This window comes from Haladaptatus sp. CMSO5, from assembly GCF_036689885.1.
Classification (GTDB): Archaea; Halobacteriota; Halobacteria; order Halobacteriales; family Halococcaceae; genus QDMS2.
Map to the genome: position 1 here is coordinate 2271097 of NZ_JBAHVW010000001.1, position 22900 is coordinate 2293996.

Below are 22900 nucleotides of genomic sequence, written 5' to 3' on the forward strand. Positions count from 1 at the left end.
ACCCACCCCGGAAACAACTCCCTGCCATGATTTCGAGCGACCGAATGGCCGCCGTAGACGAGAATGCGGCGGCCCTCGGAGTGCCGCAAAAGCAGTTGATGGAGTCGAGTGGCAACGCCGTCGCTCGCGTCGTCCGCGACCTCGTCTCACCTGGTGCGACCGTCGCCATCGTCGCCGGGCGCGGGAACAACGGGGGTGACGCCTTCGTCGCCGCGCGGTTTCTCGACGAATTTGACGTGACCGTTCACCTGCTCGGGCGCGAGGAGTCCATTTCGACCGACATCGCCCGCGAGAACTGGGACGCGCTCAAAGAAGCTGAGTACGATACCCGCGGGGTTCGCGATTCGACGGCGCTCGACCTCGGCACCCCCGACCTCATCGTAGACGGGATGCTCGGAACCGGCGTCACCGGCGAGTTGCGCGAACCCGAGAAAACGGCCGCCGAAGCCATCAACGCCTCGGGTGCACTCGTGGTGTCCGTGGACGTGCCGACGGGAATGGACGCAGACACGGGTTCCTCAGCCGGAATCGCCGTCGGCGCAGACCACGTCGTCACCTTCCACGACATGAAACCGGGCCTCGAAAACCTCCCGAACGTCACCGTCGCGGACATCGGAATTCCCGCCGCCGCAGAGCTGTTCGTCGGCCCCGGCGACCTTCGCGCACTCACCCGGAAATCCGAGAGCCACAAGGGCGACCACGGCCGCGTGCTCATCGTCGGCGGCGGCCCGTACACCGGCGCACCGGCGCTTTCCGGGCAGGCCGCACTTCGCGCTGGCGCAGACCTCGTGCGCGTCGCCTGTCCGAAGTCGGTTGCCCGCGAGATACAGGGCTACAGCGAGAACCTGATTCTCCGGCCGTTCGACGGCGACCGACTCGAACCGAGCCACGTAGAGTCCCTGCTCGACCTCGCCACAGGCCACGACACGGTGGTGTTCGGCCCCGGCCTCGGGAGCGCGGACGAAACGCTCGACGCGGTAGAAGAGTTCCTCAAAGCCTTCGACGGAACTGCGGTCGTGGACGCAGATGCGCTGCAGGTGGTTCCGACAATCGAAACGAACGCGACGCTCATCTGTACGCCTCATCAGGGCGAACTCAAAAAGATGGGCGGGGAAACCGACACGGACTGGCACGGTCGGAAAGAGTTGGTTGAGGACTTCGCTGGAAAGCTCGGCCACACACTGCTCGTGAAAGGAGCCTACGACGTGATTTCGGACGGCGAGACGACGCGCGTCAATCGGACTGGTAATCCCGGCATGACCGTCGGCGGGACGGGCGACGTGCTCGCGGGTGCGACTGGCGCGCTCGCGGCGACACAGGAACCGACACAGGCAGCAGCCATCGCCGCCTACGCGACGGGACGCGCTGGTGATTTGGTGGTCGAGCAACGAGGGTACGGTATGATGGCAACCGATTTGCTTTCGACGCTGCCGGTCGCGCTCTGGGGTGAGCGCCGTGAGTGACGACCTGACGCACACGACGGAGTCGGGCGACGTGCAGATGGTCGACGTGGGCAAGAAACCCGACACCGCCCGCCGCGCCGTCGCACAGGGCGACATCCACCTCAAACCAACGACCATCAACGCCATCCGCGAGAGCGAGATAGGCAAAGGCGACGTGCTCGCAACCGCCCGCGTCGGCGCGATTCAAGCTGTCAAGCACACGTGGGAGACCATCCCGATGTGCCACCAGATTCCGATTACGAACGTAGACACCGAGTTCGAGATTGGTGAGGAGAAAATCACGCTCACCGTGGCCGTCGAAACCACCGGGAAGACGGGCTGTGAGATGGAAGCGTTAGAGGGGGTTACGACCGGTTTGAACGTCATCTGGGACATGGTGAAAGCCGTCGAGAAAGACGAAAACGGGCAGTATCCGGCGACGGAGATCTCGAACGTGCGCGTGCTCGATAAGGAAAAGCAGACGCTCGACTGACCGGAAAGCACTTCGAAAATTCGACTACTCAGGCTGATTCTGCGAGCGGCAACTCACCGGCTTTCGACCGCGATTTCTCGACGATAGCGGGTCGGGCTTCGAAGTCCACGATGACTTGGTCGCCGTAGTCCACGTCGTTGACGCGGGCGTTGTCGTGAATCCACGAGACGAGGCTCATCGTCTCGTCGGTCATCGGGAGGACGAGTCGTTCGTGTTCGAACGGTGGGAGCGCGCGCTCGATGCGGTCTCTGAGCGCGTCCATATTCAGATTTTCTTTCGCGCTGATGACCACGGGGTCGGGGGCGAGCGCGGAGAGCGCCTCGATTTTCTCGGCAATCTCGGCGTCGTCAACCGCGTCGGCCTTGTTCAGGACTGTCACGATGGGCGCTTCGTTGCGCTCGTACAGCGTGTCGTGGCAGGTGACGAGTTTCTCGCGGATGTTCTCGACCGGCTCTGAAACGTCCACGACGAGGAGGACGAGGTCTGCGTGGTACACCGCGTCCAGCGTGGATTTAAACGATTCGACCAGCCAGTGAGGGAGGTTGGTGATGAACCCAACCGTGTCCGTGACGAGGACGTTTCGCTCCATGTCGGCGCGGCGGGTCGTCGTCCCGAGCGTGGTGAACAGGCGGTCTTCTGACTCGGCGGTGGCCTCGATATCCGGGTGGAGATCTTCGTTTTCGTCTACGTCCACGTCGCGGGCGAGTTGGCGCAGGAGTGTGGACTTCCCGGCGTTCGTGTACCCGGCGAGCGCGACGAGGTCGAAGCCCGTCTCGCGGCGGTGTTCGCGGCGCTGTTCTTCGCGGCGTTCGATGCGCGTGAGTTCGTCCCGAAGGCGGGCAATCTGGGATTTGATGTCGCGTTCGCGGTTTTGGTCGTACTCACCAAGCCCCATGAACCCCGGGCGCTCATCGCGCTTTGCGAGGCTGGCTTTCGCCTCCGCACGCGGGAGTTCGTACCGGAGGTTTGCGAGTTCAACTTGGAGCTGTGCCTTGCGCGTGCGGGCACGCTGGCCGAAGATTTCGAGGACGAGTTTGAAGCGGTCTACGACCTCGACGCCCTCGGGCAGGCGTTTGCCGAGGTTGAACACCTGATACGGCCCGAGTCGGTTGTCGAAAATAACGATGCCTGCGCCCGTCTCTGCGACGAGCGCGGCGAGTTCGTCTGCTTTCCCCTCCCCGATGTGGAGGGCGGAGTCTGCTTCACGCGTTTGCGTGAGCGTCGCAGCGACGGTGTAGCCTGCCGCTGCTGCGAGGTCGCAGATCTCTCCAACATCGGCACTCCCCCTGTCGACACGTTTGACGATAACGGCCTTCATAGCAGTTCCTCGCCAGCAGTGGCGGGGAGTGAAACACCCATTTCGACACGGCACGCCACCGTGTCGCGGTCTGTCTTATTGACGGCAGCCCACCTCCGCGACGCTACTGACGTTCATGGCCGTCAGTATGCGCCCGCACATCTTCAATGTCACGGCGTGACACTCTGGTTGAGGGGTGAATTTAGGACAAAAGTCTTAACAGTTACGTGCGGAGTGTACGCTATGGTGGATATCAACCTCCAACAACTCGGCATCGAAGCCGGGGGTGGGGCACTCATCGGGGCGATTATTGGCTTTGCTGCGAAGAAAGTAGCAAAACTCATCGCCGTCATTATTGGTCTCGAACTCGCGCTGTTCAAGTTCTTAGAGTCGCGCCAGATTCTCACCGTCGATTGGGAGAAACTGACTGCTGGATTCATCAAAGCCGGCGAAGAAGCGACCTCTGCGACGCCCCCCTCGTGGATTACGACGATTTTAGAAACGCTCTCGGTGGGTGCAGGGTTCACCGCTGGCTTCCTGCTTGGCTTCCGCAGAGGATAGTTTCTGCATTCGATTTTTTCGGTGGATAAGGGTTAGAGCGACTGCTCTACTCGAACCGCTCCCGAAAGTTCCTGCCCAGTCGGTGGTGAAAGCGTCAGCCCCGCCTCGACGAACCGGCGCTTTAACTGACGTCTGAAATCGGAGCGCACCGTCGAAATGTTGCTCCCCGCGGGGTCGTCTACCCAGAACTCTGCTTGGACGGTTATCGCGTTCGGCCCGAGTTCCATGATGCGCGAGGTAGGTGCAGGCTCTTCCATTGCGAGGTCTTGGTTCGCCGCGACCTGCCTGATTTCGAGGAGCGCGCGCTCTGTATCCTCGTCGTAGGGGAGATACGCCTGTTCGGTCACGCGAAACGTGTCGCGCCCGAACGGCCGAGTGAGCGCATTGGTCGTGAGTTCCGTGTTGGGGACGGTGATGGTCTCGTTGTTCGGGGAGCGAATCCGCGTCACCCGGAAGTCAACGGCTTCGACGGTCCCCTCTCCGCCAGACCACGAAATCCAGTCGCCAACGTTGAAATCCCGGTCGGCAACGAGGAACATGCCGCTGATGAGCGACCCGAACACCTCCTGCCCGGAGATGCCAAGGAGAAACGTAAGCGCGGCGATGACGACGGCAGAGCCGGTGAGAACGTTACCATAGCCCCCGACGACGATGCCCGCAAGCGTCGCTAACAACGCAAACGCGACACGGAGATACGTTTCTGCTGCCGTCTCAATCGTGGGATTGTTGCGGTTGCGCGCCCGAACCACCCGAAGCGCGAGCGGGATAAGCAAAAAATGGCCAACGAGGTACACGGCAAGCGCCCCGCTCAGAAACCAGAACACCTCGGTGAGAACCTCTTGATACGCAGAGAGCGACTCGGGGAGGTTCACCTGCAACAGGAATTGTCCGACCATGTCCGTGCATCGAGACGAACGGGGAAAAAAGCGACCGCCGAAAAATCACTTATCGCGTTTTGATGTCGTCTTCGTCTTTGATGATTTGGGTCTCTGCTTCGCCGCTCGACAGCTCGTTTACGAGGCTATAAAACTCGTTTTGCAGTCCGGCGGGGAAGGTGATGACACCGACCCACGACCCGTCGTTTTGCCACTCTTCTCGCTCTAAGTCGCCGAACTTGCGGATGCGCGCCTGTGCGCTGCCTGCGTACTGAGCTGGGATTCTCGCCGCGATGGTTACCGTGTCGAAGCGAATCGGGATGACGGGCCGAAGCGCATCGAGGGCGTCATCGACCTGTTCTTCGACGCGCTCCATCGGGTCTACCTTGAACCCCGCCTGTTCGAGCGCCGCCTCGATGCGGTCTGGCGGGTGGGGGGCATTGTCCATCTGTGGGTTGATGGCGTTTCTTGCGATGGTCGCCACCAACTGCTTGCGCTTTTGTTCTTGCATCTCGCGGCGCTGATCTGCGGTAATCTGAATCTCGCCGCGTTTGATGACCTCCGGGATAATTTCCATCGGGTCTGTCGTCCCGAACACCTTCTCTAAGTCCTCCTCTGCGGGGCGGTCACCGCGTGAGGCGTCTTCGAACACGTCGTCTGCGGCGATGACGTCCTCTAAGTCGCCTTTGAACTCGTCTCGTTTGATGGCCAGTGCAGCGTCCGGGTCAACGAGAACCTCAAATCGCGCACCGTGTGATTCGAGTCGGGCCGTGACGGCCTCGTCAAGTGAAATCATGGTACAAGATAGTACAGCACGGGTAAAGGGTGTTGTCCTCGGTTGGGCGAAAATTGGCCGAGCGCAACGGCTCGCTGGTGGGGAAAACGAAAGAACGGCGCGATTATTCGTCGTCCGACTCGGTGTCGAGCAGGTCGAGTTCCGTGAGGTAGGATTCGACGGACTCGTCGTCTAATTCGGCAAAGTCCTCGTCTAAGGAGATGGTGGCGACACCGATTCCTTCTGGGCGAAGTTTGCCGTCGTTGACCTCTGCAAGTGCCCGGAGGGCGAGTCCGACACCGGCGTCTAAGTCGAGTTCATCGGAGTAGTTCGCTTCGAGGTAGTCTTGAATCTCGCCGCGGTCTGCGCCGACGGCGAGCGCCTTCCACTCGTACGGCGTCCCGGATGGGTCCGTTTCGTAGAGGCGTGGGCGGCCGTTTTCGATGCCACCGATGATGAGCGCGACACCGAATGGGCGCGCGCCACCGACCTGCGTGTACTGCTGGATGTGGTCGGTGACTTCCTTCGTGAGCGTCTCGACGCCGATTGGCTCGCCGTAGCGCAGTTGGTTTATCTGCGCCTGACGGCGGGCGAAGTCGATGAGCTGGCGCGCGTCTGCGACGTGCCCGGCGCTCGCGATGCCGATGTGGTCGTCGGCCTTGTGAATCTTTTCGACGCTAGTGCGCTCCATGAGCGGCGAGCGAATGCGCTTGTCAACTGCGAGCACGATGCCGTCCGTCGTCCGGACACCGATGCTCGCGGTTCCTCGCTTGACTGCCTCACGGGCGTACTCGACCTGGTAGAGGCGTCCGTCCGGGGAGAAAATCGTAATTCCGCGGTCGTAGGCCTGTTGTTGGGCTTGTCCCTGCATGTAGTATCACTCGAGATCGAGTTCTGCCGCCCCCACAAACGCGCCATCTTGCCGCACGTCGAACCGGGAACCCCGTTCGACGGCGGTTACATCTGCGCCTGCAAAGACGACTTTTCTCTGTGTCGGTTTTACCCTTCGGCGACCTATATACTTTTCTTCACAAGCACGCACCGTCCCGCTGATTCCGGCGACGGAAACGCCAACGGTGTCGCCGTCTATTTCGTGGACGCACGCGAGGGCCGCACGCGCTCGGTCTTCCTCGCCGCGGCGCGTCCGGACGATGGCGTGTCCATCCCCGTCTGCGAACGAAAACCGGATGACCTTCATGTCGAGGGTCGCCGCCCCCGGGTCGCCGTGGAGGTTCTGGGTGGCGTACCAGACGTGTCGCTGGAAGCTTCGGCGGTTGAAACTCGTCTCTGGCCACGCTTCGAGGTGGACCGCAAGATACCGCCACCGGGGGCGGATGTGCTTCGGGAGGTGCTTCATTCTGAGACCTCCTTGTAGCGCCCACGAGTCACGCCGGGTTCGATAAAGGACTCGTCCATCACCTCGCGGTTGTGCGCCGCGATGGTACCCCACTCTTCGAGCCCGGCTTTCATCTGGGCTTTCGAGAAGCCAATCGTCTCACCGAGGGCGACGAGGTCGCGCGGGGCGCGCAGGGCTAAGTGACTCTGTGGGTCGCCGCTCACCACGTACGGCACGTCGTAGTACTCGACGAGTTCGCGGAGTTTACGCAGGTTCTGGAGCGCTTGGACTCGGGGGCCGCCGTGGCGACGGAGCACGTCTCCGAAGTTGAACTCGATGCGGACGTTGTTGCGCGCTGCAGCTTTTGCGAGGACGTGGTTCAGGTCGCCGCGCCCGGCCATCGGGTGGGCAAGCACGTCCACGCGCTCTTGCTCGCACGCAAAGCGGTTTACCTTCGTGTTCCCGCCGTGGACGACGAGCATCGTCTTTTTTGGCCGGTAGTTGCCGACGTGGCCGCTGGCCTGTGCGGGATTGTCGGCGCGAATCTCGATGGCGTCCACGACGTCGATGCCGGTTGCGTCGCTGAGCGACTCGCTGTCGAACTCGGCTGGGCCGTCCCCGTGATTCCGGACGACGATTCCGTCGTACCCATACGACTTCGCCGTCGCCGCGAATCTGGCCACGGTGCTGTCGCCGTCGGGGTGTGCGTGGACTGCTTCGTACATGAGCATCGAGCGGTGTCACTCTCGACTTTCCCGTCACCGAAAATAAAAGGCGCGACCCGGCCGCCGACTCAGTGTGTCGAAAAGCCGTCGATTACGCCGCCACAATCCGGACACGAAACCATCTCAGACCCGGTTGTTTTTCGCCCACCGCCAGTTCTCGTCGATACTCGGCTACCAGTCCCGTTCAATTCAGAGTTACAGTACGGACACGCTTGCATTCAATTGACGCCTCTTTCTCACACACACGGGGTGCCCCCATAAACATTGGTACTAGATAACACAGGACATGTTTTTCGGGCGTCAGATAGCGTCTCTGACGATTTCGACTGCCTTCGCTTTTTTTGCGGGATACGCTTCGACCTTCCCCCGTAGCGAGAGCCCCTCACCGAGCTGTGCGATGCCTTTGAACGCCGCCTGCTTGTCGAGGTGGATGAAAAACGAGCAGTTGTCGTCTACGCGCTGATCGATTTCTGCACGCACTTTGTCTATGTTTTCGAGTTCAGCGAGCTTGTCGAGCACCACCCGCACGTCGTCTGCCTTTTCGACGCGGGCAGAGAAGATGACGATGCGGTCGCCGTGGTGGCCTTTCGTCTCCATGCGTTCGAGTTCGAATTCCTCGGGGAGGAATGCCCGAATAGCCTCTATAACACGCTTTTCGTCCTCGGTCGCGTAGCAAAATGTGCGGAGGTCGATGTAGTGAAACGGAACCTTCGACATGGGCAGGCTTCGTGCCCGGTCGGTAAAAAGCGTCTTACTCGTCTTCGAGCCGTTCGAGTGAATCCTCGGAGAGACCCTGCTCTTGACCCTCGTCGAACATCACAGTGTACGTAGCGCCACCGAACATGTTTTCGATAACTTGGCTAATCGTACCTGATTGGCCGTCATACTCACTGTGCTTGTCGTGCAGGATAACTTGGTCTCCTTCGTCAAAGCTCATAGTCATCCTTGCAGCGACCCGGCTAAAAGTGTCGTGGTTCAGGTCTGTTTTGATGGCTCTCGGTGCGAGCAGCGCTCCAAGACGACAGGGCACGACAGTGAATAGCCTCGCGGCCATTCCCGCCCCACGTAACGGACGAAGTACATGGTGAGAATCCCCCCGAACGGAGCGTGTGCCCGGAGTAGGCCAGTCAGATATGAAATATTAGTTGAGAGTAGAGGCGATAGAATTTATCAAGAATCACTACTAAAATGTACGGCGACCAAGAGTATAAACGACTGTAGCACAAAATCGAAAACTGTGATGAGGAATACATTGTGAGCAACGACTGGGAGCACGTGCAATATGTCTCCAACTCAGCACACAGGACGGACGTTATGTGCCATTTATTTGATAGGGGGCCTGCACAACCCTCCGAAATTGCGACAAGCGTGTCCCGACCGCTCCCACACATCTCTCGTAGTATCGCAGAACTCAGAGACCGAGACCTCATCGATCTGCTCGTTCCTGAAGACACACTGAAAGGACGGCTGTACGGGCTTACCCCAACTGGACGGGACGTCGTCTGGGATGTGTTCCGCAGAACCGAGGACATCAGCTTCACAACCGTCACCCGCGACGCATTTCCATACGACGACCTGCTCTCATTTCTCATCGACCACGCGGGCACTGCGCTCCGCGGCGTCGTCGCCTACACGCGCGAATCCGTCACGATGTACGTCCACACCCCAGCAACGGTGAGCCGGACAGAGTCGGCGGTGGCTGAGACGCTCCGCGACGTGGCGACGGACGTTCTCGCAGAGAATCCCAACCGGCTCAGCGACAAACTCGGCTCGCTCACCTACGCCGTCCAAGGGTTCGACACGCAGACCATCTTGCAACTCCCCTTCACCGACAACCAACAAGTGCTCGTGTCGTTCGATTCGTCGGTCACGCTGTCGCTGCCGGCTATGGCACGCACCTGTCGCGCACAGCTCGCCTGAACTGGTCGAACATTTATTGCAGTGGCGACGCGAACAAACGGTAATGACTGCCACGATTTGCGCTCTCCCCTCTGCGTTTCATGCGATAACTACCCGGCCGACGTGGCGCAGATGACGCCCGTAGACGACCTCTGGTTTCTCGCCTCAGAAGCTGACCAAGCCGCAGCACAGGCCTACCACCGACTCGCGGAGTCACACGACGAGTACACCGAACACACCCGAACGCACCACGTCTCGCGAAACCGGTTTCGGACGCTCGCCCGGCGAATCAACGAGACCGGTGCTCCCTACGGCGCACACACCATCGTCTACCAGTCGTGTGGGAAACTCCTCCTCTGTCGCCACGAAGGCGTCGACATGTGGGTGCTCCCCGGCGGCGGCGTAGACCCCGGTGAATCGTTCCACGAAGCCGCCCACCGCGAACTAGCAGAGGAAGCCGGTGTCGAAGCCACCTACGACGGGCTTGCGCTCCTCACGCGCATCCACCTTCGCTGTGGAAGCCACGAAACGTGGGGCGTCCTGCCGGTGTTCGCCGCGAGTGCGGACACAACAGAGCCACAGGTACGCGACCCGGATAACGAAATCTCGACCGCAGAATGGTTCGACCGCTTGCCCCCCGACACGCGCGACCGCGACGACCTTCTCACGTGGCGCGAACGCTCACTGTCCGTGTGACACGCCGTCTCTGTCTTCTGCTTTCATCCGCCTGAGCGCCGCCACCGCGTTCGAGGCGTCGTAGCCGAAGTAGACGTTGTTCGCGTAGGCATCTGCCACATCCGTCGCGTGGATGAGGTTGTCGATGTCCACGTCAACCGCGTAGAGTTCGACGCTAAAGGGCGTCGTGAGCAGGTCGAGGAAGCCGGTGACGATGATTTCGAGCCAGTAGGTCGTCGTGTAGGCCATGTCGTAGAGCGGGATGACGAACTCGTCTACGTGTTCTGCGAGTGCGTCGAGGTCGAGTCCCGCCCGTCGGTAGAGGTGACCGGGGTAGGGGTCTGGATACAGCGTCAGATACACCTTGCCCGGAATCCTCGCGGCGGCCTCGGCAACGAACTCGGTGATGACCGACGCACGCCACTCGTTTCGGTCGTCGTACTCGCTCTCGTCGAACAGGCGATTACACCGCTCACAGCGACAGTAGCCCTCGCGCGGGAAGCCCACGTCGTCTAAGCGCACGTCCTCGTTCTGTTCGACACAGTCGTCGATGATTTCGAGCAGTCCGGCGCGATACTGCTCGTTGGTCGGGCAGATGTACGCCCAGTCGAAATACGGTTGGTCGCGGGTGGCGAGGTCGCCGGCTTCGTTCACCGGAACGAGGTCGGGATTGCCGTTTGCAGCCGCGTTGTCGCCGAAACACGAGACCATGTTGATGGCGTTCGGGAGCGGGGCGGCGGCCCGTCCGGTAACGTCTTTCACCTCATAGAACCCGCGGTCGAACTCGGTCAACTCGACCTCTGATGCGTTGCGTGTGACGACGCCGAACATACGAGCGGCTAGTCCGGTACAGGGGTAAGTGATTCGAAAACGGTGGGCGACTACTTCTTTGCGACGAGTTTGACGAGCAGTGCAACGGCGATGAGGGCGAACAGGAATTTGAATTTTCGGGCCATGACAGTACGTTCGTTCGCCCAGAGTAAAATTGTTCGGGCGACGGCCGCACTCGCCGCGTTAGTCGTCGCTGATGTGTTCTGCGATGTTGTCCCGGACGATGGTCTCACAGTAGTCACAGCGAACCGCGTCGTCGAGGACGGTAAAGCGCGTTTGAACCGGTTCGCGCTCGTTGGTGATACACGACGGGTTCGGGCATTCGAGAACGCCCTGTACGGAGTCCGGACGTTCGACGCGGTGTTTGCGTTGCACCTCGTAGTCGCGAATGATGTTGATGCTTGCCATCGGCGCGATGAGCGAGATGACATCCACTTCGTCTTGACTCAGCTCGCGACTTTCGACTTTCACGATGTCCTTGCGGCCGAGACGGTCTGACGGGACGTTCATCCCGACGCTCACGGCTTCGCCCGTCGAGCCGTCGATGCCGAGGATGGCGAGCACGTTCAGCGCCTGTCCCCCGGGGATGTGGTCGATGACGGTGCCGCTTTTAATCTTGCTGACGCGAAGTTCGTGGTCACTCATTGTCTAACATCATGTCGAGCAGCGCCATGCGGACAGGAATCCCGTTGTGGGCCTGCTCGAAGTAGTTTGCAAAGTCTGTTCCATCAACGTCGGCCGCAATCTCGTCAACCCGGGGCAGCGGATGCATGACGATGAGGTCGTCGCTCGCCGCTTCGAGGAGTTCGGCGTCGATTTGGTACTGTCCGGCGACGGCGCGATACTCGCTCTCGTCGGGGAACCGTTCGCGCTGGATGCGCGTGACGTAGAGCACGTCCAAACTCGGGAGAATCTCGTCTAACTCAGTGTGCTCTTTGACGTTCGCTCCAGCTTCGTGGAGGTCGTAGCGCACCCGACGCGGGAGTTTCAGGCTGTCGGGGCTGATGAAGTGCTGGCTCGCATCGACCTGCGTAAGCGCGTTTGCGAGCGAGTGGACGGTTCGCCCGTATTTGAGGTCGCCCATGATGCCCACGGTCAAATCGTCGAAGCCGACGTTCTTGCGGATGGTGTAGAGGTCGAGCAGCGTCTGGGTGGGGTGCTGGCCCGCGCCATCTCCGGCGTTTACGAGCGGCACGTCCACGTACTCTGCGGCCATGGTCGCAGAGCCCTGACTCGGGTGGCGAAGCACGATGCCATCTGCGTAGCCCTCGATGACGCGAACGGTGTCTGCGAGGGTTTCACCCTTCTTGACGCTTGAGGCTTCGACCGAGCCCATGTCGATAACGTCGCCTCCGAGGCGCTTCATCGCCGTCTCGAAACTGAGGCGCGTCCGGGTACTGGGTTCGTAAAAAAGCAGTGCGAGGAGTTTGTCGGTGTGTCGGTCGGCGAACGCCGCCGGGTTTTCATCGATTTCGGCGGCATGGTCAAGGACGGCGTCGATGTCCGCCCGCGACAGTTGTTTCGCGCTGACGAGCTGGTCGGTCCACATCGTTTAGAGGGCAGACGCCAGCACTCTTGAAACTCCCGACACTTGCCGAAGGTTCATGTGTCATGCCGGGACCACCGACGCCATGCTCGCCGTCGCCGGAGGCAAAGGAGGCTGTGGAAAGACAACGACAACGCTCGGGCTCGCGGGTGCGCTCGCTCGCGCCGAGTGCGAGGTGGTCGCCGTGGACGCAGACCGCGCGATGCCAAATCTCCACGAGCTGGCGGGCGTGCCCCGCGACCCCGGCCTTCCGGCGCTCGACACCGCGTCGCTCGAAGCGGCGGGTCACGCCTACCCCGATAATCCTCGTGTCAGAATCGTCCCCGCTGGCGAACCGACGGCTGACTGTTCGCTCCCACAGGCACTCATGAACCTTCCCGACACGCACCACACACTCATCGACTGCCCTGCAGGAGCCGGGCCTGCTGCGGCCGCGCCGCTTCGCATCGCAGACCGAACGCTGCTCGTCTCAACGCCCAACCCGGCGAGCCTCTGCAATGCGGTGAAAACGGCGGCGATGGCGCGGGCGCTTTCGGCCCCGCCGATTGGTGTCATACTCACACGCTGTGAGACACCCCCCGCAGGCATTGGCCGGCTCTTTGACTGTACAGTACTCGGGTGTATCAGTCTCCCATCTGATAAGATATTCGAGAACCGCCAGACTGTAGCGGAGTTCGATACACTTCTTGGGCGAGGAGTCCTGGGGAACATTTAATTCGATAGGGTCGCTACACGAACGTATGTCGAAGCGTCTGCCAACAGGAATCGACGTGCTCGACCGGAAGCTCGGCGGGGGCATTCCGGCAGGGAGCATCGTCGCGCTGACCGCGCCACCGGCGAGTCAGGCAGAGCTGTTCCTGTACGAGCTAACCGCCGGACGGCGGACGCTGTATCTCACCCTCGACCGAACCGAGCAGTCGGTCGCAGACAGCATCGTGGCCAGTTCTGCGCGCACCGGCAAGCCCACCATTCGCTACGTCTCCGGCGACGCGCCGCTCGACCGCGCAGCCCAGATGGTGAAAAGCCTGCCAGAAGAATCGAACCTCATCATTGACCCCATCAACATCTTAGAAGAACAGGAAGCCCCGCGCTACCGAAACTTCCTGAATGAGTTGCAAAACCACATCTACAACACGGGTGGACTCGCCGTCGTCCACGGGCTTGAGGGGCGAAACGTGCCCGCGCTGCGAGACACGACCGAGCACATGGTGGACGTGATTTTCCAGCTCGAAACGAAGGTTCAGGGCGACCAAATCGTGAACAAGCTCGCCGTACCGAAGTTTCGCGGTGGGGCCGCACTCCCCGAAACTATCAAACTCCAGCTTTCAGAGCGCGTCGCTATCGACACCAGCCGCGACATCGCATAAGGCCGGGTTCTCTGTTTGAGGCAAGGTGACACAGCCGCGGCTCACCGGCTGGAAAATGGAAAAACGCGAGTGACTTATTCTTCGTCTAAGTCTTCGACGAGCTCTTCTGCGTCGATGTCGGCGTCTTCGAGCGCAGCTTCTAAGTCAGCGTCGCCTGCGCCGCCCATACCGCCCATCATACCGCCCATGCCGCCCATCATGCCACCGGAGCCGTCGATGGTCTCCTGGATGATGACACGGTCTAAGTCGAGGCGGTCCATGATCTGCTGGGCAATCTGCTGTTTCTGGAACATCCACTGCTGGTTGAACGCGAGCTGTGGCGTGGACTCGATGTAGAGGGTTTCCTTTTCGACGGTTTCGAGTTCCGTCTCAGGCTCTGCGTCCTCGTCGTCCTCATCGGACTCAACGACGACTTCCTCTTCGACTTCGTCCGTCTGAATCCAGAGGTTCAGGTCGGCGTCGAGGTACATGCCGAGCAGCCCCTGTGCCTGCTCCTCGCGGTCTTCGACAACGTCGAGCACTTCGTACTCGTACTCGATGTCCTCGCCTGCGAGTGGGTGGTTGAAGTCGACGCGTGCGCGCCCGCCGATGATGGTCTCGACGTGACCGTGCTGGCCGTCGATGTCGACGTGCCCACCGGGGTAGCGGTCGTCTTCGGGGATTTTCGAGGCCGCGACGGTGCGGACTTCGGACTCGTCGTACTCGCCGAAGGCTTCTGCGGCGGGGACGGTCACTTTGCCGGAGTCACCGACTTCGCCGCCGATGATTGCCTCTTCGACTGCGGCGAAGATGTGGCCCGCGCCGAGGACGATGGTGCGTGGGGCGAACTCGCCCTGGTCTGCGACGCCCTCTTCCTCTGCGATTTCCTCGTCGGTTGTGTCGACGAGCTGGCCGTTTTCGACGGTTCGGGCGGTGTAGGCGAGTTTGATGAAATCTCCGTCTTGGAGTCCGCCTTCCTCAGCCTCAGCCTCCTCCGCTTCGACTTCTTCTTCGACGTCTTCCGGTTGCTCGGCCTCCTCGGCCTGAGGTTCTTCACTCATACGTCAACGGACAGTCGTTGCACCCTTAAGAATCACGTTTCTCGCGCCCGACGGATACCCACGTTTTTTGGCGGGGAACCCCTGTCTCAGCCCATGTACGAGGTCGAAGTCAAAGTTCGGGCGGCCCACGACGCCGTCCGCGAGAAACTCGCCACACTCGACGCGACGCCACTCCGCACTGTCACCCAGACGGACACGTACTACAACGCACCCGACCGAGATTTCGCTGAGACCGACGAGGCCCTTCGCATCCGCCGAGAGCAGACTGACGATACTACCGTGGTGAAAGTGACCTACAAAGGCCCGCTCGTCGAAGCACAGTCGAAGACGCGAGAAGAGGCAGAAACGGTGGTCGAAGACGGCGAAACCATGCATCGCATCCTCACCGGTCTCGGCTACGACGCGACCGCGACCGTCGAAAAGCGCCGACAGTTTTTCGCAGTGGATGGCTACACCGTCACCCTCGATGACGTAACCGGCCTCGGGGAGTACGTCGAAGTCGAGACGGAAGTCCAAGATGACATCGAACCGGCCCGCAAAGGAGCCTACGAACTCCTGGAGAAACTCGACCTCGACCCAGAAACGCAGATTCGCACGTCGTATCTCGGTTTGTTGCTCGAAGAGAATTACCATGAGTAATTATTCACCGCGCTGAGGTTTTCGGAAGTTATAGAAACGCCCAAACAGAAGGAAGGCCAATGACAGTACGCAATATTCGCGTCGAGCCGATTGACCGACGCGCGGTCGAAGACCAGGAGGTCGAAATTGTCGAGCGAAAGGGCATCGGCCACCCCGATTCTATCTGTGACGGCGTCGCCGAGGCGGTTTGTCAGGCGCTCGCCAACGAGTACTTAGAACGCGTCGGGAAGGTGCTTCACTACAACACCGACGAGACGCAACTCGTGGCAGGGAACTCAGAGCCAAAATACGGGGGAGGGGAGGTCATGAACCCCATCTATCTGCTGATCGTAGGCCGTGCGACCAAGGAGTACGAAGACAAAGAGAACGACGAAATAATCCATATCCCAACCGAGAAAATCGCCCTCGGTGCAGCCCGCGACTATCTCTCTGCGCACTTCCCCGAAATCGATGTTGGCACGGACATCATCGTGGACGTAAAACTCGGTGAAGGCTCCGGTGACCTCCAATCTGTGTTCGGCGAGGAGGATGCAACCATCCCGATGGCTAACGACACCTCCTTCGGCGTCGGCCACGCACCCCTCTCTGAGACCGAGACCATCGTCTTAGAGACCGAACGTCACTTAAACGGCGTCTACGGCGCAGACCACCCCGAACTCGGCCAAGACATCAAGGTGATGGGCAAGCGCGAGGACGACCACATCGACATCACCGTCGCCGCCGCGATGGTGGACAAATATCTCTCCGGCTTAGACGACTACATCGAAGCGGTCGATAACGTCCGTGCGTACGTCACCGAACTCGCAAGCGAGTACACGGACCGCTCGGTCGAGGTGTACGTGAACACGGCTGACAACTACGAGAAGGAGTCAGTCTACCTCACCGTCACCGGCACGTCCGCCGAGATGGGCGACGACGGCTCTGTTGGCCGCGGCAATCGCGCCAACGGCCTCATCACGCCAAATCGCTCGATGTCGATGGAGGCAACCTCCGGGAAGAATCCGGTGAACCACATCGGGAAAATCTACAACCTCCTCAGCACGCAGATTGCAGAGGCCGTCGTCGCAGAGGTGCCCGGCATCCGCGACATGCGCATCCGCCTGCTGTCCCAGATTGGCCAGCCAATCGACCAACCACACGTCGCAGACGCCCGTCTGGTCACCGAGGAAGGCGTCGAACTCGAAACCATCGAAGACGACGTGAGTGAAATCATCGACCACCACCTCGCCAACGTGACCGACATCACGCGGCAGGTCATCGACGGCGAGCTGTCGACGTTCTGAGTTCTGAAGGCGATAGGCGTTTATTCGCCCACCAATCAATTTCTGCTATGAATCCACCGGGAGCGGACACGGTTCTCGTCAGGTACGGCGATATGGGGGTAAAAAGTCCGCAGGTGCTCGGTCGCATGGAGCAGATGCTCTGTGACAACATCCAAGCACTGCTCGATGACCGAGACATTGTGGGGACGGTACGAAAAGAGCACTCTCGGCTCTTCATCGACACCACGGAAGCCGCGGTGGACGACGCCACCGACGCCGCGTGCGACGCCTTTGGTGTGGTATCTGCAAGCCCCGTCACCATCACCGACCCGACGATGGACGCGATGGAAGCGGCCGTCGTGGAAGCCTCGCGTGAGGTCTACACCGGCGGTGCGTTCGCCGTGAGCGCCCGCCGAGCCGGTGAGAAACACGAACACCCCTTCTCCTCTGAAGATATCGAACGACAGATTGGGGCGACGGTCTGGGAAGCCACCGAAGACCGCTTCGAGCCGGAAGTTGACTTAGAACAGCCCGACTGCGAACTGTTCGTCGAGTGTCGCACAGACCACGCCTACGTCTACGTCGAAAAGCGCGCTGGGCCGGGTGGCCTCCCGCTTGGCACCCAAGACCCCGTCGTTGCGCTCATTTCTGGCGGGATTGACTCACCCGTCGCGGCGTGGGAACTCATGAAACGCGGCTGCCCCATCATTCCCGTCTACTTCGACTTCGAGGAGTTTGGCGGCGTAGACCACCAAGCGCGCGTCATCGAAGCCGTCGAGACGCTCGCGCGCTACGCGCCGAATTTCGACATGCGCCTGCGGATGGTTCCCGCCGGGAAGGTCGCCCGACTGCTCGTAGACGAACTCGACAACACGCGCATGCTCTCGCTTCGCCGGTTCATGTTCATGGTCGCAGAGCACGTCGCCCGCGAGGAACACGCCGTGGGCATCGTCACGGGCGAGGCAATCGGCCAGAAATCGAGTCAGACCGGCGCGAACCTCATGACCACGACGGCGGCGACGAGCCTTCCCGTCTACCGCCCGCTCGTCACCATGGACAAGCCAGAAATCGTCGAACGCGCGAAAGTACTCGGCACGTTCCACACCGCGAACATCCAAGCTGGGTGCAATCGCGTCGCGCCAAACCGTCCGGAGACTCGCGCGAGCCTCGCACAGGTCGAATCTGCAGAGCCTGCAAACCTTCCGGAACTGGCCATCGAAGCCGCGAAGTCGGCAAAGCGCGTCTATCCGCAAACAGCGTAATCGCTTTACGCCGCCGTCAATTCGTGTTCGGTATGACGCAGGTGTGTATCGTCGGGTCGCCGGAGGTCGAGCTTCGGTACGAACTGCTGTCGCGGGACACCGCCCGCGAGGCACTCTCGACGTACCGACTGCACAAACCCTACGCCAACTCGATTGCTATCGATACGATTTCTCTTGGCGCGGCCGTCTCGTTGATGAACGACTTGAACTGGTATCTCGTCCGCTTTGCCCAGTTGACGCTCGTAAACGAGCCGAGCGTCGCCGAGGACGAGTGGCTCTCGCGGAAACTCGCCCGCGCCATCCGCGACGGAGCCGTCAGTCGCGAGCAGTCTGCCGCGTTCGTCCACATCTACGGCGTGAAAGACGGCCAACTCACCGAACCGCTCGCCGTCGAACGCGACGGCACGCTCCCGGACTACGACCTAGCTGAGGTAGAAGAAACCGTCATCGTGCGCGTCACCGAAGCCGAATTTTAACGCAACCGCTCTCGAATCGCCGCCGACACCGTCTCGAATGCGTCGGCCGCCCGGTCTACGTCGTCTGCGAGGCTCAAAAAGCCGTGACACAGCGACGGTTCGTGATGGTGAGCGACATCAATATCTGCCTTGGTCAATTGGGCTGCATACGCAAAGCCGTCGTCGCGAAGCGGGTCGTGGCCGCCCGTGACGATGACTGCGGGCGCGAGGTTGTCAACTTCTGCGATTGCGAGCGGCGCGACAAATGGGTGAAAGGCGTCGACCGGAGTCCTGAGATAGTGGTCGAAGTAGTGGCGCACGTCGGCGGTTTTGAGCAGCGGCCCGTCCGCGTTCTCGACGTATGAGCCATGGTCGAACTGGGCACTGAGAATCGGGTAGAGCAGGGCGTGGACGGCGATGTCGTGGCCGTCTTCTCGCGCCCAGCGCACGACGGCGGCGGCGAGGTTGCCGCCCGAACTGGAGCCAACGACGCCGACGCGTGTCGGGTCGCCGCCGAGCGTGTGTCCGAACGCGTTTGCCCACTCGAAGGCGGCGTAGGCGTCTTCTAACCCCGCGGGAAACGGGTGTTCAGGCGCGAGGCGGTAGTCCACAGAAACGACGAGTGCGCCGACGCGGGCGGCGAGATTCCGACACAGGTCGTCGGCCGAATCGAGCGTTCCCATCGCCCAAAGCCCGCCGTGGTAGAAGACGAGAATCGGTGGGGTTTCTGCGGCCGTGTTGGGGTGGTAGGCGCGAATCGGAATCGAACCACTCCCGTCTCGTCGGTCGATACCGAACGCCTCGATGCGCGCGACTTCGGGGCCGCCACCCGCAGAGAACAGGTCGTCTTCGAGTTGGCGAGCGGCGTCGACGGAGAGCGCGTGCCACGGCGGGATGCCCATCGCGTCGATATCTGCGAGCACCTCGACCAGTTGTGAATCGAGGGCGGTTCGTCTGGACATGCGCGAACCGACAAAGGGTGACAGTGTAAACGTGACGGCAGGTTAGTCGAACAGGCCCGTAGAGAGGTAGCGTTCGCCGCTGTCGGGGAACACGGTGATGACGAGCGGACAGTCTGCGTCCGGCGTGCCACCGTCGGTCGCGGCCTCGCAGTCAGTCTCAGGGGTTGCAAGGCGTGTTGCCACCTGACGGGCGGCGATTGCTGCCGCGCCGGACGATTGCCCCACGAGAATCCCCTCCTCGCGGGCGAGTCTGCGACACTCGACTTCTGCGTCCGCGAGCGGAACGGTCACGACGTCGTCTAAGAGGTCTACGTCGAGCAGGTCGCTCACGAATCCCGGCCCCATGCCCTGATAGTCGTCGCGGCCCGGTTTGCCCGTCGAGAGGACGGCGTTTTTCTCGGGTTCGACGGCGATGACTTCCATCTCCGGGAATTCCTCTCGGAGGCGGGTTGCGGTGCCGGTGATGGTGCCGCCCGTTCCAACGGCGGCGACGAAGGCGTCTACGGTGCGGTCGCCAATGTCCTCCAAGATTTCTGCTGCGGTCATCCGGTAGTGGGCGTCCGGGTTGGCTTCGTTCTCGAACTGACCGAGTTGGACGTAGCCGTTCTGCTCGGTGAGTTGGTCTGCCCGGTCGCGGGCGTCGGTCATCTCGCCTTCGACGAGTTCGAGGTTCGCGCCGTAGGCTTTCATGAGTTGGCGGCGCTCTTTCGACTTCGAGGCGGGCATGACGATGGTGAGGTCGTAACCGAGCGCAGCACACGCGAGGGCGATACCGATGCCGGTGTTGCCGCTCGTCGGTTCGACGATGTGCGAGTCGGCGTCGAGTACACCGGCCGCTTCTGCGGCTCGAATCATCGAGATGGCCGGTCGGTCTTTCGCGGAGCCACCGGGATTGAACGACTCCAGCTTGGCCGCGATAATCGAGCCCGGGGGGGAGTGAATGCGAACGAGCGGCGTCCCGACAGTATCGAGAATACTGTCCTTCATTGCTCCCACCTACGGAACGGGCGCTTATACCGGTGATGGACTCGGCCAACATGACTGTCCGTTCGTGACGGCGTGTGGCCGTTCATGCACAGAAGCTCACCGTTTTCACCATCCTTAATGCATTTGTAATGAGATTTTACCGACGTATTATCCCCCAGATAATAATGCGGGTCTACCGAATAGGCATAGCTGTCCACGTTAGTTGACGGCATCCGCTCACCGGTCGACTAACGGGACGTAGCAGACGGCACAGAGACAAATCGGCTTCGCCACAGGGAGTTCCCTGTCGCGTAGCAAGGGACGGTAGCACACCCGCATCGTCATCACATCCGTGCCACCACCCTTCCTGCAGACGGTGTCGCTTCCGGAGAGCCGAGTCTCACCCGTCTCTTTTCGCGCCAGGTATGCTTGGGGCCTCCACGCCGTGCTCAATCGAGCGACACCGCCGCTGGCGCTTCCGACTGGGGCACCGCCCGGCGAAGCTGCGAGAGGAGGAACGCGAGATACACCCGCTCTGCATCTGCCACCCCAGCGAGGCTGACGACGGGATTCACGTCAACGACCACCGGGAGTGGCCCGTCGAGTACGTCTACTTCGAACAGCGAAAGGCCGGTGAGCGCCGCGATGCGGTCAGTTAACGCGACGAGTTGCGGCGTTGGGTCGAGTTCGCGGTGAACCACGCCGCGTCCGGCTCCGAGTTCGACCACCCGTATCGCCGCACCGAGGCGATACACCTTCAGGTGGCGCGTCTCCGGAAGGTACTGTTGGACGAGCCGCGCGCCTACAAACGCAGGTGCTTCCTCGAAGAACACGTCGTGGTCATGGGCGGCCACATCCGTCTCATGGCGGGTTTTGACGATGACCGGCGGCGTGAGAGACACGTCGCTTGCGCGACCGTACTCGTAGGCGGGAACCGAAATTCCGCCCTGACTGAGCACGTCGAGGGTCGCCACGCGGTCGCTCGTGAGTGCGACGCCGACCGGCGGGTTCAACGTTGGAATGCCCGCGAGTGCCGCGCGGTGTAAGTCACGCAGCGAGGCGGCTCTGCGCTTTGCGAGGTGATAGAGGTCGAAGCCGCGTGCGTCGAGGTCAGTGTGCTCGGTCGTTGGGTCGAGAAGCGTGACCGTGACGTGGTCTGCGAGCGCCCGGAACACCCGCTGTTTCGTCTGGTTTCCACCTGCCTCCCAGTACGAAATCCCAACATGCGTCACAACGCTCTCTGTAATACGGTGAGCGGCTTAGCGTTTTTTTGAGCGCGCACTGACTGTCCAAAATCGAGATACATACAGCTATTGTGTCAGCAATAGATTTTGGCGAGCTATCGGAGAACATCGACCGAATCCGGCTCGTGAGGGGCGAAAAACCACGTGAAGGCTCCACGGGTCTCATCAGCTAGGGGAGAGGATTGTGCTATCAAGCAACACGATAGGAACGCTTATTCTCCCCGCATCTAACTCACGGGCAAGCCGCATGACCAGCCGGGAACTCCCCCAGCAATCCAGTCGGCAGCCGTCCGCCCACACCCACGCCGACGCAGGCCCGCTGTTCGCCCGCTTCGCCCGTCCACGTACCGACACGCAGACCACGCTCGCGATTATCTCTGACGTCCACCTCTCAACTCGTGAGTCCGGCAGTTGGAAGGTGTATCACCGCACCGAACAACGCCTGCAAACCGCCATTTCCGATATCAACGCCCGCGAGGTAGACGGCGTCGTGTTCACCGGCGACCTGACCGAAAACGGTGAACAAGGGGATTTCGAGCGTGTCGCAGCGCTGTTCGCCGACATCGACGCGCCCGCCGTCGCCGTCCCCGGCAATCACGACGTGCCAAAGGATTTTGACCAGCACGAGGTTGCCACCCTCGACTGGTTTGCAGAAACGTTCACGCCCGGTGGCCTGCCCTTCCGAACGCGCATCGGTGGTGTAGACGTGATTGGCCTCGACTCTGCGACTGGCCCGAACGAGTCGCTTTCTGCCACCCACAAGGGCCAGATTTCGGCCGCGCAGATTGCGTGGCTCGACGAGGTGCTCGACGAAGCGATTTGCCCGCTCGTCGTCATGCACCACAATCTCCCCGGCATGCTCGAGTTGACCGGCGGCGTCTCGTGGCGATCGTCGTTCCCGATGCTCGACTACGACCCGCTCGTCGAAGTGCTCGAAGCCCACGACGTGTCGCTCACGCTCTCAGGGCACTTGCACATCCCCGCAGTCGCCCAAACCGAGCGCATCAACGAGCTCATCTGCCCCGCACTCTCCTCGTATCCACAGGGCTACCTGTTGCTCACCGTCGACGAGCTGGGCACGACCGTCCGATACGTGCCCGTCGCGGACGGTGCTGGGGCGGCGGAGGCGTACATGCTCGCCCAAGATTACTCAGACCGGAGTAAGGCGGTCGCAGAGCTCACCCAGTTCCACTTAGAATCGCTGCCCCTACACGACGAGTTCGTCTGAAGTTGCACTGAGCGCGTTTG

The 22900-nt window shown here is 61.2% G+C and carries 27 protein-coding genes; 12 read left to right on the forward strand and 15 right to left on the reverse strand.

The genetic code is table 11. The annotated features are described in order from the left end of the window. Positions 1-26 precede the first annotated feature (26 nt). Entirely contained in the window at positions 27-1463 is a 1437-nt protein-coding gene (locus V5N12_RS11950; protein ID WP_332899394.1) for an NAD(P)H-hydrate dehydratase, read from the forward strand. Further along, positions 1447-1935 (forward strand): cyclic pyranopterin monophosphate synthase MoaC, encoded by a 489-nt coding sequence (gene moaC / locus V5N12_RS11955; protein WP_442904941.1) that lies wholly within the window; start codon positions 1447-1449, stop codon positions 1933-1935. The genes V5N12_RS11950 and moaC overlap by 17 nt, the downstream gene beginning before the upstream one ends. A 28-nt stretch (positions 1936-1963) precedes the next feature. Here the strand turns inward: moaC and hflX are convergent, their stop codons facing one another. Continuing rightward, positions 1964-3253, reverse strand: a complete 1290-nt coding sequence (hflX, locus tag V5N12_RS11960) for a GTPase HflX (RefSeq protein WP_332899396.1) — start codon at positions 3251-3253, stop codon at positions 1964-1966. Positions 3254-3475: 222 nt separating this feature from the next. Between hflX and V5N12_RS11965 the strand changes: the two genes are divergently transcribed. Next, on the forward strand, positions 3476-3793 hold the full coding sequence (locus V5N12_RS11965; RefSeq protein WP_332899397.1) for an FUN14 domain-containing protein: 318 nt from the start codon (positions 3476-3478) through the stop codon (positions 3791-3793). Between the two features lie 32 nt (positions 3794-3825). Here the strand turns inward: V5N12_RS11965 and V5N12_RS11970 are convergent, their stop codons facing one another. The 7 genes from V5N12_RS11970 to V5N12_RS12000 all read right to left on the reverse strand — a co-directional run bounded on the left by V5N12_RS11970 (position 3826) and on the right by V5N12_RS12000 (position 8441). Then, complete coding sequence (locus V5N12_RS11970) at positions 3826-4689, reverse strand: mechanosensitive ion channel family protein (RefSeq protein ID WP_332899398.1); 864 nt, start codon at positions 4687-4689, stop codon at positions 3826-3828. A 49-nt stretch (positions 4690-4738) separates the two neighbouring features. Then, positions 4739-5464: a ribosome assembly factor SBDS gene (locus tag V5N12_RS11975; RefSeq protein WP_332899399.1), complete on the reverse strand. Its 726-nt coding sequence runs from the start codon at positions 5462-5464 to the stop codon at positions 4739-4741. A gap of 103 nt (positions 5465-5567) precedes the next feature. Further along, positions 5568-6314 carry an archaeal proteasome endopeptidase complex subunit alpha gene (gene psmA / locus V5N12_RS11980; RefSeq protein ID WP_332899400.1) on the reverse strand — a complete coding sequence of 249 codons (747 nt, stop codon included), beginning with the start codon at positions 6312-6314 and terminating at the stop codon, positions 5568-5570. A 6-nt stretch (positions 6315-6320) separates the two neighbouring features. Next, the gene (locus tag V5N12_RS11985) at positions 6321-6800 is read right to left on the reverse strand and encodes an Rpp14/Pop5 family protein (RefSeq protein WP_332899401.1); all 480 of its coding nucleotides are present in this window, start codon (positions 6798-6800) and stop codon (positions 6321-6323) included. Continuing rightward, positions 6797-7504: an RNase P subunit p30 family protein gene (locus tag V5N12_RS11990; protein WP_332900099.1), complete on the reverse strand. Its 708-nt coding sequence runs from the start codon at positions 7502-7504 to the stop codon at positions 6797-6799. The genes V5N12_RS11985 and V5N12_RS11990 overlap by 4 nt, the downstream gene beginning before the upstream one ends. A 300-nt stretch (positions 7505-7804) precedes the next feature. After that, positions 7805-8221: an RNA-binding protein gene (locus tag V5N12_RS11995; RefSeq protein ID WP_332899402.1), complete on the reverse strand. Its 417-nt coding sequence runs from the start codon at positions 8219-8221 to the stop codon at positions 7805-7807. A 34-nt stretch (positions 8222-8255) separates the two neighbouring features. Beyond that, positions 8256-8441, reverse strand: coding sequence for a DUF1918 domain-containing protein (locus V5N12_RS12000; protein WP_332899403.1), 186 nt, complete (start codon positions 8439-8441; stop codon positions 8256-8258). Between the two features lie 431 nt (positions 8442-8872). Here V5N12_RS12000 and V5N12_RS12005 point away from each other — a divergent pair, with 431 nt between their 5' ends. Both V5N12_RS12005 and V5N12_RS12010 read left to right on the forward strand, forming a co-directional pair. Next, positions 8873-9424 (forward strand): hypothetical protein, encoded by a 552-nt coding sequence (locus V5N12_RS12005; RefSeq protein ID WP_332899404.1) that lies wholly within the window; start codon positions 8873-8875, stop codon positions 9422-9424. A gap of 111 nt (positions 9425-9535) precedes the next feature. After that, a complete protein-coding gene (locus V5N12_RS12010) occupies positions 9536-10099 on the forward strand; it encodes an NUDIX hydrolase (RefSeq protein WP_332899405.1) in 564 nt (187 codons plus the stop codon). On the opposite strand, the gene V5N12_RS12015 is transcribed toward V5N12_RS12010, so the two are convergent. The 3 genes from V5N12_RS12015 to pyrB all read right to left on the reverse strand — a co-directional run bounded on the left by V5N12_RS12015 (position 10085) and on the right by pyrB (position 12458). Then, on the reverse strand, positions 10085-10909 hold the full coding sequence (locus tag V5N12_RS12015; RefSeq protein WP_332899406.1) for a hypothetical protein: 825 nt from the start codon (positions 10907-10909) through the stop codon (positions 10085-10087). The genes V5N12_RS12010 and V5N12_RS12015 overlap by 15 nt on opposite strands. Positions 10910-11092: 183 nt before the next feature. Further along, on the reverse strand, positions 11093-11554 hold the full coding sequence (pyrI, locus tag V5N12_RS12020; protein ID WP_332899407.1) for an aspartate carbamoyltransferase regulatory subunit: 462 nt from the start codon (positions 11552-11554) through the stop codon (positions 11093-11095). Beyond that, positions 11547-12458, reverse strand: a complete 912-nt coding sequence (gene pyrB, locus V5N12_RS12025) for an aspartate carbamoyltransferase (protein WP_332899408.1) — start codon at positions 12456-12458, stop codon at positions 11547-11549. Before pyrB ends, pyrI begins: the two co-directional genes overlap by 8 nt. Before the next feature lie 55 nt (positions 12459-12513). Between pyrB and V5N12_RS12030 the strand changes: the two genes are divergently transcribed. Together V5N12_RS12030 and V5N12_RS12035 are read left to right on the forward strand one after the other, a co-directional pair. Further along, positions 12514-13170: a MinD/ParA family ATP-binding protein gene (locus tag V5N12_RS12030; RefSeq protein WP_332899409.1), complete on the forward strand. Its 657-nt coding sequence runs from the start codon at positions 12514-12516 to the stop codon at positions 13168-13170. A 25-nt stretch (positions 13171-13195) separates the two neighbouring features. Next, positions 13196-13822, forward strand: a complete 627-nt coding sequence (locus V5N12_RS12035; protein WP_332899410.1) for an RAD55 family ATPase — start codon at positions 13196-13198, stop codon at positions 13820-13822. A gap of 74 nt (positions 13823-13896) precedes the next feature. On the opposite strand, the gene V5N12_RS12040 is transcribed toward V5N12_RS12035, so the two are convergent. Beyond that, positions 13897-14862 (reverse strand): FKBP-type peptidyl-prolyl cis-trans isomerase, encoded by a 966-nt coding sequence (locus V5N12_RS12040; protein ID WP_332899411.1) that lies wholly within the window; start codon positions 14860-14862, stop codon positions 13897-13899. Positions 14863-14955: 93 nt separating this feature from the next. Between V5N12_RS12040 and cyaB the strand changes: the two genes are divergently transcribed. Genes cyaB through V5N12_RS12060 form a run of 4 tightly spaced genes read left to right on the forward strand, consistent with a single transcriptional unit; the run spans position 14956 to position 18501 of the window. Further along, positions 14956-15501 carry a class IV adenylate cyclase gene (gene cyaB / locus V5N12_RS12045; RefSeq protein ID WP_332899412.1) on the forward strand — a complete coding sequence of 182 codons (546 nt, stop codon included), beginning with the start codon at positions 14956-14958 and terminating at the stop codon, positions 15499-15501. Positions 15502-15560: 59 nt separating this feature from the next. Further along, entirely contained in the window at positions 15561-16784 is a 1224-nt protein-coding gene (locus V5N12_RS12050; RefSeq protein ID WP_332899413.1) for a methionine adenosyltransferase, read from the forward strand. Positions 16785-16831: 47 nt separating this feature from the next. Further along, on the forward strand, positions 16832-18025 hold the full coding sequence (locus V5N12_RS12055) for a tRNA sulfurtransferase (protein ID WP_332899414.1): 1194 nt from the start codon (positions 16832-16834) through the stop codon (positions 18023-18025). Positions 18026-18057: 32 nt separating this feature from the next. Beyond that, entirely contained in the window at positions 18058-18501 is a 444-nt protein-coding gene (locus V5N12_RS12060; protein ID WP_332899415.1) for a DUF5804 family protein, read from the forward strand. Here the strand turns inward: V5N12_RS12060 and V5N12_RS12065 are convergent. The 3 genes from V5N12_RS12065 to V5N12_RS12075 form a co-directional block, all read right to left on the reverse strand. Continuing rightward, positions 18498-19442, reverse strand: a complete 945-nt coding sequence (locus V5N12_RS12065; RefSeq protein WP_332899416.1) for an alpha/beta hydrolase — start codon at positions 19440-19442, stop codon at positions 18498-18500. The two genes, V5N12_RS12060 and V5N12_RS12065, sit on opposite strands and share 4 nt — an antisense overlap. A gap of 42 nt (positions 19443-19484) precedes the next feature. Beyond that, the gene (locus V5N12_RS12070) at positions 19485-20429 is read right to left on the reverse strand and encodes a PLP-dependent cysteine synthase family protein (protein WP_332899417.1); all 945 of its coding nucleotides are present in this window, start codon (positions 20427-20429) and stop codon (positions 19485-19487) included. 428 nt (positions 20430-20857) lie between these two features. After that, positions 20858-21640, reverse strand: coding sequence for a hypothetical protein (locus tag V5N12_RS12075; RefSeq protein ID WP_332899418.1), 783 nt, complete (start codon positions 21638-21640; stop codon positions 20858-20860). Between the two features lie 259 nt (positions 21641-21899). Here V5N12_RS12075 and V5N12_RS12080 point away from each other — a divergent pair, with 259 nt between their 5' ends. Then, a complete protein-coding gene (locus V5N12_RS12080; protein ID WP_332899419.1) occupies positions 21900-22880 on the forward strand; it encodes a metallophosphoesterase family protein in 981 nt (326 codons plus the stop codon). Positions 22881-22900: the final 20 nt, after the last annotated feature.